Source organism: uncultured Microbacterium sp. (assembly GCF_947489255.1).
GTDB lineage: Bacteria > Actinomycetota > Actinomycetes > Actinomycetales > Microbacteriaceae > Microbacterium > Microbacterium phycohabitans.
In genome coordinates this window covers 741,314-753,248 of record NZ_CANLCY010000001.1, presented here as the reverse complement: position 1 = coordinate 753,248, position 11,935 = coordinate 741,314, and the positions used below count along the sequence as shown (strand labels likewise).

Below are 11,935 nucleotides of genomic sequence, written 5' to 3'. Positions count from 1 at the left end.
GTTCTGCGAATTTCGCAGGACCGCAGGGGCCAGCAGGCGGGCATTAAGCGTCAACAGGAGGACCACCTCGTACTGGCCACGCAGATAGGCATTGTGTTCATGACCCTGCGTGGAGTACCGCACCCGTTCCAAGCGGACGCCGCCCGGCACCGATAACCGGAGATGTCTCAACCATGCGGTCGAGCCGTCGACATCCACACCGTTGTTATACCGACCCGTGTAACGCCCACGTAAACTCCCCCTCTCCCCCCACCCCACCGCGGGTGAGCCACTCGTTACCTCCCCGCCCCCGGGCACGCGTCCCCGGGAAACCCCTCCTCCCTACGCTGGCGATCACGCCCCGCCCATGCGAGGCGCTGCACCTCCCCCGCATCGCCCACCGGAGGACTCCGTGACCGTCACCGACCCGCGCCCCGAAACCGCAACGCCGCCCGCGGCCGCAACAGAAGTAGCGGAGCTACAACACCGCCCCGGCCGCTGGATCGACAACTGGAACCCCGAGAACGCCACCCAGTGGGCCAACGAGGGCAAGGCCATCGCCTCCCGCAACCTGCGGTGGTCGATCTTCGCCGAGTTCCTCGGGTTCGTCGTCTGGCAGCTGTGGTCGGTCGTCGTCGTCTCGCTGCCCACGGCGGGCTTCCAGCTCTCGACGGGTGAGATCTTCTGGCTCATCTCGATGCCGAGCCTGGTGGGCGCGACGCTGCGCATCCCCTACACGTTCATGGTTCCGCGCTTCGGCGGTCGCAACTGGACGATCGTCTCCGCGGGTCTGCTGCTCATCCCGAGCATCGGCCTCGCCATCGCGGTGTCGAACCCCGCGACCCCGTTCGGCCTTCTGCTGCTGATCGCCGCGTTCGCCGGTTTCGGCGGCGGCAACTTCGCAAGCTCCATGGCCAACATCACGTTCTTCTACCCCGCCGCGCAGAAGGGATACGCGCTCGGACTCAACGCCGCCGGCGGCAACCTCGGCGCCTCGGTCGCGCAGTTCGTCGTGCCGATCGTCATCACCGTCGGCGCCGCCGCGACCCTCAACCTGCCGCTCGCGGGTCTCATCTGGGTGCCGCTGATCCTCGTCGCCATGGTCGGTGCGTACTTCCGCATGGACAACCTCTCCAGCGCCAAGGCCGACATCACGGCATCCCTCGCCGCTCTGAAAGAGCCGCACCTGTGGATCATGGCCGTCCTCTACATCGGCACCTTCGGCTCGTTCATCGGCTTCGCCGGCGTCTTCCCGAAGCTCCTCGCCGACACGTTCCCCGACTTCAAGGGGATCGCGATCGGCACCGCGACCGTCACCCTCGCCTTCCTGGGTGCCCTCGTCGGGTCGCTCGCCCGCCCCTACGGCGGCAAGCTCGCCGACCGCTTCGGCGGCACCGTCATCACGATGGGCGCGTTCACGGTGATGGGTCTCGGCATCCTGGGCGTGATCCTGACCCTGCCGATGCAGAACTTCGCGGTATTCCTGCTCTGCTTCCTGGTGCTGTTCGCCGCCGCCGGCATGGGCAACGGCTCGACGTACCGCATGATCCCGACGATCTTCGCCCTTCGCTCGAACAACGGGATCGGCGCGCAGCGCAAGGCCGCCGCCGCCCTCGGCCTCGTCTCGGCGATCGGCGCGTACGGCGGGTTCTTCATCCCGCAGCTGCTCGGCTTCTCGAAGACGACGTTCGGCTCGTACACCCCCGCCCTCGGCTGGTTCGCCCTGGCGTACGTCGCCTTCCTCGCCCTCACCGCCGGGGTCTACCTGCGGATGGCGAAGAAGACCGGCACCCGGATCTGACGACCATGAGCTCCGCCGACACCCACTGCCCCTACTGCGCGCTGCAGTGCGCCATGACCGTGATCCACGACGGGTCCACCACGGTCGCCGGCCGCGACTTCCCCACCAACCGGGGAGGGCTCTGCGCCAAGGGCTGGACGTCGGCGGAGCTCCTGGCATCCCCCCAACGACTCCGGATGCCGTTGACCCGACAGTCCGACGGAACCCTCGCCGAGACCACCTGGGACGAGGCACTGGATGCCGTCGCCGCGGCGTTCCGCGACGCGAAGGCCGCGCACGGACCCGACGCCAACGCCATCTTCGGCGGCGGCGGCCTCACCAACGAGAAGGCCTACCAACTCGGCAAGTTCGCCCGGGTCGCTCTCGGCACCTCGCGCATCGACTACAACGGCCGATTCTGCATGTCGTCGGCGGCCGCGGCATCCAACCGGGCATTCGGCATGGACCGCGGCCTGCCCTTCCCCGTCACCGACCTCGACGACGCCCGGACCATCCTGCTGCTCGGCTCCAACGTCGCCGCGACCATGCCGCCGTTCCTCGCGCACCTGGCCGGAGCACGGGCGAACGGCGGCCTGATGGTCGTCGATCCGCGCCGCTCCGCCACCGCGCGCCTGACCGAAGACGGGGCCGGCACCCACCTGCAAGCCGCCCCCGGCACCGACTTGCCGCTCCTGCTCGGCCTCACGCACATCGTCATCGCCGAGGGCCTCGCGGACCGCGCGTATATAGAAGAGCGCACGACCGGCTTCGACGCCGTACGCCGATCGGTCGCCGCGTGGTGGCCCGAGCGCACCTCGACGACCACCGGCATCCCCGTCGCTCAGCTCCGCGAGACCGCCCGCCGCCTCGCCGCGGGGCGCACGTACATCCTCACCGGACGCGGCGTCGAACAACACGTCGACGGCACCGCCACCGCGACCGCCGCGATCAACCTCGCCCTCGTGCTCGGGCTCGTCGGCCGCGAGGACTCGGGCTATGGCACCCTCACCGGACAGGGCAACGGCCAGGGCGGGCGCGAGCACGGGCAGAAGGCCGACCAGCTGCCCGGCTACCGCTCCATCCGCGACCCCGAGGCGCGTCGGCACGTCGCCGGGGTGTGGGGCGTCGATCATGACGACCTCCCGGATGCCGGCATCCCGGCGACCGCCCTGCTCGGCGAACTCGGCGGCCCGGTGAAGGCGCTGCTCGTCGCCGGGTCGAACGTCGTCGTCTCGGCGCCCGACGTCGAAGCCGTGCGGGCCCGGCTGGAAGCCCTCGACACCCTCATCGTGTGCGACTTCTTCCTGAGCGAGACCGCGGAGCTCGCCGACATCGTGCTCCCCGTGCTCCAGTGGGCCGAGGAGGAGGGCACGATGACCTCGCTCGAGGGCCGGGTGATCCGCCGCCGCCAGGCGCTGCCCGGGCCCGACGGTGCCCGCAGCGAGCTGTGGATCATGGCCGAGATCGCGCGGCGCCTGGGCGCGGCATCCACGTGGTCGACGAATCCGGCCGAGGTGTTCGACGAGCTCGCCCGCGCCTCGGAGGGCGGCATCGCCGACTACTCCGGTCTCTCGCACGCCATGCTCGACACGGGCATCGAGGCGTACTGGCCGTACCGGTCCGAGAGCACCCCGCGTCCGTTCGCCGAGCGTTTCGCGCATGCCGACGGGCTCGCCAGGCTCGTACCGGTCGAGGCCGCTCCCCCGACGCCCACCGACCGCGGCGGCGACCTGACCCTCGTCACCGGTCGCTACCTGCAGCAATACCAGTCGGGCACCCAGACCCGCCGCGTCTCCGAGCTGAACGGCGCCAGGCCCGAGGCGCAGCTCGAGATCCACCCGGCGACGGCCTCTCGACTCGGCATCCGGGAAGGCGCACTCGTCGCGGTGTCGAACGAACGCGGCACCGTGCGGGCGCGGGCGAGCGTGACGACCGACATCCGCCACGACACCGTCTTCCTGCCGTTCCACTACGCCGGCGACGAGTGCGCGAACCGCCTGACCGAAGCTCGCGTCGACCCGACGTCGGCGATGCCGGAGTTCAAGCGCACGCGCGTGACGGTCGCTCCGGATGCCACGGTGCCGGTCGCGCGACCCACCGCGCACGAGCCGGTCGGGGTCTCAGTCGCGGGTGGACCGATCGATGATGCCGGTCGGGGCGGCGCGTTGACGAAGGAGGGTCTGCATGCCTGAGCGTGTGGTGCTGGTGGGCTACGGCCCCGTCGGGGCGCGGCTGATCGACGGGCTGCTGCCCGCGGTCCGCGACGGGCGCATCGACCTCACCGTCGTAGGCGCCGAGCCCCACGACGTCTACAACCGCGTCCTGCTCGCCGAGTACGCGGTCGGCCGCACCGACCGCGCGGGCCTCGACATGGACGACCGACGCGTCGCCGAACAAGCCGGCGTGCGGTTCCATCTTGCGACGACGGTGGTGGGCGTCGACCGTCACCGCCGAGTCGTGCGCCTGCACGATGGCATCCCTCTCGACTACGACCGGCTCGTGCTCGCGACCGGCGCCCGCGCGAACGTCCCGACACTCGCCGGGATGGAGCGCGCGCGTCGCGACCGCGCGTCCGTCTCGACAGCCCCCGACAACCTCGACCTCGGCGGCGCGCCGCTGCCCCGCGGCGTCGTCGCCCTGCGCGACCTCGCCGACGCGGAGAACGTACGCGCGGCCGTCTCGGCCGGGCAGCGAATCGTCGTGCTGGGCGCGGGAGTGCTCGGGATGGAGCTCGCGCTGGCCGCCGCCGAGGCCGGAGCCGAAGTGGTGGTGGCGTACCACTCCGCCGCCCCGATGAATCGGACGCTCGACGAGAACGGCGGGCGAGTGCTGGCCTCATCCGCTACCGCGGTCGGGGTGGAGATGGCGCACCACGCGCGGGCCGAGAGCCTCCTCCTCCGCCACGACGACCACGGACACGCGTGGTTCGACGGCCTCGTGTGCGCCGACGGCAAGGTGCTCGCGGGAGACCTGCTCGTGCTGTCGTGCGGGGTCGCGGCGCGGACGGAGGTGGCATCGCTCGCGGGCCTGGCGATCTCGACGGGGATCCTCGTCGACGGCTCCTCGCGCTCGTGGACCGACCCCGACGTCTTCGCGATCGGCGACTGCGCGCACGTCGCCGACCCGGCGGATGCCGACTCCCACGGCCGAGTCCCCGGGGGCCCGAGCGGGCTCGTCGGACCGGGCTGGCGCCAGGCCGACCGCCTTGCCGCGCTGCTGTCGACGGGCGTCGCTGCGGCGGCACCGGGGAGCGCGAACGGTTTCGCTGCGGCATCCCCTGTTCCGGTGCCGGTCGAGCGCCCCGGTGTCGTCATGCTCAAGGCCGAGGGCGTCGACGTCGTGGCCGGCGGAGACGTCGACGCCGACCCCTTCGCGCACGCCCCCGGATGCCACGGCCCCCAGGTCACGATCTGGGCGGACCCCGCGCGGGGTGCCTACGTCAAGCTCGTCACCGTCGGGGGCGTGCTGACCGGCTTCGTCGCGGTCGGGATGCCGCGCACCGGCGCGGAACTGACGCTGCTGTTCGAACGCGGCTCGGAGCTCCCCGCCGACCGCTCGGCGCTGCTCCGGCTCGACGCGCCCGACGCCGGGATGGCCGTCGTCGCCGACCCCTTCGCCGCCGACGCCACCGTGTGCTGGTGCAACGGCGTGAGCGCGGGCGCGATCCGCGAGGCCGCCACGGCCGGAGAGCCCACGATCGCCTGCGTCAAGGCGTCCACCCGTGCCGGCACCGGCTGCGGCGGGTGCGTCGGCCGGATCACCGAGCTGCTGGCCCGCGAGACCGTCCCGGCGTGAGCGCCCACCCCGGGCGGGCGGGCTCGGCGCTCAGGACGAGTCGCCGCCGCGGGCCTCGCGCCACCGCTCCCACACCACGGTGGCCACGCGCGGGTCCGCGCCGATCGGGGCCGAGGTCAGATCGGCACCCGCGCTCTCGATGACGCGCGAGAAATGCCCGGGCGCGAGCACGTAGCTCGCCGCGACCGTTCGCCGTCCGTCGGCCCGCGCCGCCGCCACGGCGTCGGGAATCCGCGGCTCGGAGGCCGCGGCGTACGCCGCGACGACGGGGCCCTGCACTCCGGCATCCGCCATCATCGCCGCCATGCCCTCGACGTCGACCACCGCGCCGGGGCGCGTGGAACCGGCGGCCGCGAGGATGACCGTGTCGTCGGGCCCGGCTCCCGCGTCGCGGACACGGTCGGCGAGGATCTCGGCGAGCAGCCGGTGCGGGCCGAGGGGCCCGGCGACGGGGAGGCCGTCCGCTGCCTCTTGCAGGTCGACCTCGGTGTGGTACCCCGTCGACAGCAGCAGCGGCACGATCACGATGTCGGACGTGCGTTCGCGGGCCTCCTCCACCACGTCGGCGACGAACGGCCCGTGCACGTCGACGTAGGCCTCGAGCACCTCGACGTCGTCGGGGGCGGTGGCGCGCAGGATGTCGAGCAACTCGCGGACGACGACGCGTCCTTCTTCGAAGCGCGTCCCGTGGGCGCACGCGATGAGCACAGCGGTCACGAATCCTCCTGGTCGATTACGTCCAGCCGATAGCCACGCTTGTAGACCGTGCGGATCAGGTCGGTGCCGCCCAACGCCTCGCGCGTTCGGGCCACCGCGACCTCCACCGCGTGAGCCGACGCCCCCGCGTTCGTCAACACCGCGACCAGGTCGGCGCGCGTGACGACGGCCCCGGGCTGCATCGCCAGGGCGCGCAGAATCTCCACCCCCGTGCGGGGCAGAGGGGTGAACGTCCCATCGAGCACGATCCCCGCGGAGCGGATGCCGAGCCGGCCGGCCGTGGTCGGGATGAGGGGGGCGTCGGGTCCGCCGTAGTGCGTCACCACGGCGCGTACGAGCGCCCCGAGGCGCCCGCGGTCGGGAACGAGGGGGATGATCCCCGCCTCGATCAGGGGCCCCGCGGTGATGGGACCGACGGCGGCGACGAGCACCTGCCCCCGCGCCGTACGGGATGCCACTCCCTCGAGCGCCTCGGCCCGCTGGGCGGCGAGGATCCATTCGCGGGCCGCGGGTGCCGAGGTGAAGAGCACTGCGTCGATCTCTCCGCGCGCGACCTGCTGCGTCGACGCCGCGACGACCTCGGGGTCGGGCGGCGGCCCCCACCGGTAGATCGTCAGGCTCGTCACGCGCGCCCCGGCGGCCTCGAAGGCTTCGTCGAGGCCGTCGGCACCCGAGCCGTGGTGCTGGACCGCGACGTGAAGTCCGTCGACGCCCTCGGCGACGAGGAAGTCGCGCAGCTCCGCCGAGGTCTCGCTCTCGGCCACCCAGTCGGCGTCGAAGCCCGCTTGCTGGATCGACCCGCGTGCCTTGGGCCCGCGCGCGACGATGCGCGCGGCGTCGAGCACGGGAGCGAGGGCGTCGTGGAGTCCCGCCTCGTCGGCCGTCTCCATCCAGGCGCGAAACCCCACGCCGGTGGTGGCGACGACGACGTCGGGTGGGTCGTCGACGAGAGTCCGGGTCTGCGCGATGAGCTCCTCGTCATCGACGTGGGGCACGATCGTCAGCGCCGGGGCCACGCGCACGCGCGCGCCGTGTCGTTCGAGCGCGGCCGACAACTCCCCCGACCGCCGGTCGACGGGAAGCAGCACGGTGCACCCCTGGAGCACCGTGCTGATCGTGCGACGCGGTGCCGTCACCCGATGACCTGGGCGCGCGCCGCTGCGAGAGGCTCGACGGCGACGTCGGCGGCCGGCTGCGGGAGGAGCAGATCGGCGCGAGCGACGTCGCCGAACACGAGCACCGCGGGATTGGCGAGGCCCTGCGCCTCGGCATCCCGGACGGCCGTTCCGAGAGTCGTGCGGATCGTGCGCTGCGCCGGGGTGTGGCCGTTCTCGACGAAGGCGACGGGGCGCGACGCCGGCGCACCCGCCGCGAGGGCTGCCGCGGTGAAACGGGGAAGCGCGCTCACGCCCATCAACGCCACGACGGTGGCGCGGTCGTCGCGCAGCGCCGCCAGGGTCGCCTCGCCGGGGTGCTCCTGACCGTTCACAACATGAAGGGTACCGGCGACGCCTCGGTGGGTCACCGGCACACCCGCGGCCGCGGGCACCGCGATCGCGCTCGAGATGCCGGGCACGACCTCCACCGGGATGCCGGCGGCACGGCACGCGATGACCTCTTCACCGCCGCGCCCGTAGACGAAGGGGTCGCCGCCTTTCAGCCGCACCACGCGCAGGCCACGGGCCGCCCGGTCGACGAGGATCGCGTTGATCTCATCCTGGGGCACCGGGTGATGATGCGGACGCTTGCCCACGTCGACGAGCTCGACATCGTCGCCGAGCTCGGCGAGCACCCCGGTGGGCCCGAGGCGGTCGTGCACGACGACGTCGGCCTCGGCGAGCAGGGCCCGGGCGCGGACGGTCATCAGGTCGATGGGGCCGGGGCCGCCGCCGACGAGCGCCACGCTCCCCACAAGCGGACGACGTCGGCGGCGGAGCGGAAGGGCGCCTTCGGCGAGGCGCTGAGCGATGGCGTCGCGCACGGCGACGGTGCGGCGGGGGTCGGCGCCCGCGGTCGAGACGACGCCGACCATGACGTCGCCGCTCGTGGTCTCGGCGGCCAGGCGCGCGGTGCCCTTTCCCCCGTGCCCGGCGTTGACGCACCACACCCGGCGCGCCTCGGCGGCCTCGACGACCGCCGCGTCGACGGAAGCCGACCCGGTCGCCGTATGGCAGAACCAGGCGTCGTCGAGGTCTTCGGAAGCGAAGGAGCGCGCGTGCCACTCGATGTCGCCCGCGGCGGCGAGCGCCGTGAGTCCCGCGGTGGCGACCGGGGCGACCAGGCGCACGCGGGCGCCGGCGGCACGAAGGCGAGCGATGCGCTTCTCGGCGACGGCACCGCCGCCGACGCAGACGACGAGACGGTCGGCGAGGTCGAGTCCTGCGAGAGCGATCATCGGGGGTCTCCTTGGATGCGGACGAACACGATGCCGTCGGTCACCGCGACCGGGTGCACCCGGACGCTCAACGGTTCCTTGCCCTGCGTGTCGAGACACAGGCCGGTACGCAGGTCGAATACCTGCTTGTACATCGGGGATGCCACGGTCGGCACTCCCCCGCGATCCCCGACGATCCCGCGCGACAGGATCGCCGCGCCGCTGAAGGGATCGATCTGGTCGATGGCGAACAGGCGCCCGTCGTAGGTGCGGAACAGCGCGATCTGGCGACCGTCGACGAGGGCGGCCGCCCCGCGCTCGACGAGCAGGTCGTCGACGCGGCAGATGCGGGTCCACCCCTCCGGGACGGCCCCCGCGACCTCGGCCGGCGCGGGCACGCAACCGGGTGTGATGGCCGGGGTCTCGGCATCCATCATCATGGTCTCCAGGATCGTCATGAGCGCACCGCCAGTGTCGTCCCGCCGATGAGGACCGCGCCCGAGGCGCGCTCCTCGGCCGTGGCGGGGCGGGGCTGACCGCGCTCGCTCACGTAGGCGAGCGTGGGGTCGGCGGTGCCGGGGGCGTTGACGAAGCTCTGGAAGCGCTTCAGCTTCTCGGGGTCGGCGAGAGTCGCCGCCCACTCGTCCTCGTAGTTGTCGATGTGTGCGGCCATCGCGCGGTCGAGGTCTTCGGCGATGCCGAGCGTGTCGTCGAAGACCACGCCTTTCAGCGCCTCGATGCCCCCCTCGTAGTCCTCCATCCAGGGAGCCGTGCGCTGCAGCCGATCCGCGGTGCGGATGTAGAACATCAGGAAGCGGTCGATGGCGCGCAGCAGTGCGTCGTCGTCGAGTCCCTCGGCGAAGAGCACCGCGTGACGCGGAGTGAAACCGCCGTTGCCGCCGACGTACATGTTCCAGCCGGCCTCGGTCGCGATGACGCCGACGTCTTTGCCGCGGGCCTCGGCGCATTCGCGCGCGCAGCCCGATACGCCGAACTTGATCTTGTGCGGCGAGCGCAGCCCCCGGTAGCGCAACTCGAGCTGCACGGCCATGCCGACCGAGTCCTGCACGCCGTAGCGGCACCACGTCTGCCCGACGCACGACTTCACCGTGCGCAGCGATTTGCCGTACGCCTGTCCCGACTCGAAGCCGGCGTCGACGAGACGCCGCCAGATGTCGGGTAGCTGCTCGAGCCGGGCGCCGAACATGTCGATGCGCTGGCCGCCGGTGATCTTCGTGTAGAGCCCGAAGTCGCGCGCGACCTCGCCGATGACGACGAGACCCTCGGGTGTGATCTCCCCGCCGGCGATGCGCGGAACGACGCTGTAGGTGCCGTCGCGCTGGATGTTGGCCATGACGTGGTCGTTGGTGTCCTGCATGGTCGCGAGCTCACCGTCGAGCACGTGCTCCGCGTACAGGCTGGCCAAAATGCTCGCGAGCGCCGGCTTGCAGATGTCGCAGCCCCGGCCGGTCCCGAAGCGCTCGACGATCGCGGTGAAGGTCCTGAGCCCCGAGATGCGCACAGCGTCGAAGAGCTGCGCACGGGTGAACGGGAAGTGCTCGCACAGCCCGTTCGAGACCTCCTTCCCGGATGCCGCCAGCTCGGCCTGGACGAGCTTCTTCACGAGCGTGAAGCACGAACCGCACGCCGCTCCCGCTTTGGTGCACGCCTTGACCTCGGCGGCATCCCCGCAGTCGTGATCGGTGACGGCTCCGCGGACGGTGCCCGCGGTGACGCCGTTGCACGAGCAGACGATGGCGTCGTCGGGAAGGTCGCCCTGCGCGGCGGGCGCGAGGCCGTCGGGCAGGAGGTACGCGGCGGGGTCGCCGCCGAGGGCGCGCCCGACGAGCGGTCGGAGCACGCTGTAGGCCGACGCGTCGCCGACCAGGATCCCGCCGAGCAGCGTCTGCGCGTCGTCGCTGAGCACGAGCTTCTTGTACACGCCCGACACCGGGTCGGCGTAGGTGACGTCGAGGGCGTTCGGCGTCTCGGCGAGCGCGTCGCCGAAGCTCGCGACCTCGACGCCGGAGAGCTTGAGTTTGGCAGAGGTGTCGAAGCCGTCGAAGGCGGCCTCGCCCCCGAGCAGCCGAGTGGCGGCGACCTCGGCCATCGCGTAGCCGGGGGCGACCAGGCCGATGCACTGACCGCCGAAACTCGCGACCTCGCCGATCGCGAGGATCGCGGGGTCGGAGGTGCCGCAGCCGGTATCGATGACCACGCCGCCCCGCGGATCGACGCGAAGCCCGGCGGTGCGGGCCAGCTCGTCGCGGGGGCGGACGCCGACCGTGAAGACGACGATGTCGACGGCCTCCCACGTGCCGTCGCGGAGCTCCAGTCCGCACACGGCTCCGGACATGTCGGCATCCACGCGCGTCGTGACCGAGGAGGTGCGCACGTCGATACCCCGCGCCTCGATCAGGCGCTCCAGCGCCTTGGCCCCGCCGCGGTCGAGTTGCGCCGACATCAGACGCTCGTTCGATTGGAGGACGAAGGGGGCGACGCCCTCAGCCTGCAGGGCTCCCGCGGCCTCGAGCCCGAGCAGACCCCCACCGACCACCGCGCCGCGTAGGGGGCGGCCGAGCTGGGCGCGGCGTCGGGCCACCCAGGCCCGGATGCCTTCGACATCGTCGAGGGTGCGGTAGACGAAACAGCCCTCGTGATCGAAGCCGTCCAGTGCCAGGCGGGCGGCGAACGAACCCGTGGCCAGGACGAGTCGGTCGTATCCATGGGTCGCACCGTCGGCGGTGGCGACCTCGTTCTTCTCCCGGTCGATCCTCGTCACGCGCGCACCGGTACGCACGCCTACCCGCCCGTGCGCGAGGACCCGGGGGTCGAGGGCGAGGTCCTCGACGGTCTTGCCGGCGAAGTACCCCGTGAGACCGACACGATCGTAAGGCCCGTGCTTCTCGTCGCCGAGCACGGTGATCGACCAGCGGTGGTCGGCGTCACGGGCGGTGACGCTCTCGACGAAGCGGTGCGCCACCATTCCCGCACCGACCACGACCAGGCGACCGGGCGACGAGTTCGAAGTGAGCATGCCTCGACGGTAGGCAGGCGAGGTTTCGCCGAAGTCGTCGCGCGCGTTACCTCCCGCGAACTTTTGTCTCACGATGAGGCCGTCGCCGTGTGAGCTTTCCCGTCGGAAGCCGCGGGGGCGCACCCCGAGCGATTCCGCGGCGGACGACAGCGGGTCGCCGAGCTCGCCCACGAACGCCGAGGATCCGCCCGCAGCGACGGGCCGAATGACTGACGCCCGCGCCCGTGGCCCGACCCCAACGGCAGTATTCTTC

8 protein-coding genes are annotated in these 11,935 nt (G+C 72.2%); 3 read left to right on the top strand and 5 right to left on the bottom strand.

Going from position 1 to position 11,935, the window contains the following annotated elements; translation table 11 throughout:
• Positions 1-391 precede the first annotated feature (391 nt).
• The 3 genes from Q0818_RS03620 to Q0818_RS03610 are packed head-to-tail and all read left to right on the top strand — an operon-like array spanning position 392 to position 5,554.
• Positions 392-1,780, top strand: coding sequence for an MFS transporter (locus Q0818_RS03620; protein WP_298871519.1), 1,389 nt, complete (start codon positions 392-394; stop codon positions 1,778-1,780).
• A 5-nt stretch (positions 1,781-1,785) separates the two neighbouring features.
• Positions 1,786-3,951 (top strand): molybdopterin oxidoreductase family protein, encoded by a 2,166-nt coding sequence (locus Q0818_RS03615; protein ID WP_298871517.1) that lies wholly within the window; start codon positions 1,786-1,788, stop codon positions 3,949-3,951.
• Positions 3,944-5,554 carry an FAD-dependent oxidoreductase gene (locus Q0818_RS03610; protein ID WP_298871514.1) on the top strand — a complete coding sequence of 537 codons (1,611 nt, stop codon included), beginning with the start codon at positions 3,944-3,946 and terminating at the stop codon, positions 5,552-5,554. The genes Q0818_RS03615 and Q0818_RS03610 overlap by 8 nt, the downstream gene beginning before the upstream one ends.
• Before the next feature lie 30 nt (positions 5,555-5,584).
• On the opposite strand, the gene Q0818_RS03605 is transcribed toward Q0818_RS03610, so the two are convergent.
• Genes Q0818_RS03605 through nirB form a run of 5 tightly spaced genes read right to left on the bottom strand, consistent with a single transcriptional unit; the run spans position 5,585 to position 11,682 of the window.
• A complete protein-coding gene (locus tag Q0818_RS03605) occupies positions 5,585-6,271 on the bottom strand; it encodes a sirohydrochlorin chelatase (RefSeq protein WP_298871512.1) in 687 nt (228 codons plus the stop codon).
• Positions 6,268-7,407, bottom strand: coding sequence for a uroporphyrinogen-III synthase (locus tag Q0818_RS03600; protein ID WP_298871509.1), 1,140 nt, complete (start codon positions 7,405-7,407; stop codon positions 6,268-6,270). Before Q0818_RS03600 ends, Q0818_RS03605 begins: the two co-directional genes overlap by 4 nt.
• Positions 7,404-8,666, bottom strand: coding sequence for a uroporphyrinogen-III C-methyltransferase (gene cobA, locus Q0818_RS03595; protein WP_298871506.1), 1,263 nt, complete (start codon positions 8,664-8,666; stop codon positions 7,404-7,406). The genes Q0818_RS03600 and cobA overlap by 4 nt, the downstream gene beginning before the upstream one ends.
• Positions 8,663-9,103, bottom strand: coding sequence for a nitrite reductase small subunit NirD (gene nirD / locus Q0818_RS03590; RefSeq protein ID WP_298871502.1), 441 nt, complete (start codon positions 9,101-9,103; stop codon positions 8,663-8,665). The genes cobA and nirD overlap by 4 nt, the downstream gene beginning before the upstream one ends.
• Positions 9,100-11,682, bottom strand: coding sequence for a nitrite reductase large subunit NirB (gene nirB / locus Q0818_RS03585; RefSeq protein ID WP_298871499.1), 2,583 nt, complete (start codon positions 11,680-11,682; stop codon positions 9,100-9,102). The genes nirD and nirB overlap by 4 nt, the downstream gene beginning before the upstream one ends.
• Positions 11,683-11,935 lie beyond the last annotated feature (253 nt).

Coding starts and splice junctions, on each gene's coding strand:
- Q0818_RS03615 (WP_298871517.1), top strand. CDS start 1,786: ATGAGCTCCGCCGACACCCACTGCCCCTACTGCGCGCTGCAGTGCGCC.
- Q0818_RS03610 (WP_298871514.1), top strand. CDS start 3,944: ATGCCTGAGCGTGTGGTGCTGGTGGGCTACGGCCCCGTCGGGGCGCGG.
- cobA (WP_298871506.1), bottom strand. CDS start 8,666: ATGATCGCTCTCGCAGGACTCGACCTCGCCGACCGTCTCGTCGTCTGC.
- nirD (WP_298871502.1), bottom strand. CDS start 9,103: ATGACGATCCTGGAGACCATGATGATGGATGCCGAGACCCCGGCCATC.
- nirB (WP_298871499.1), bottom strand. CDS start 11,682: ATGCTCACTTCGAACTCGTCGCCCGGTCGCCTGGTCGTGGTCGGTGCG.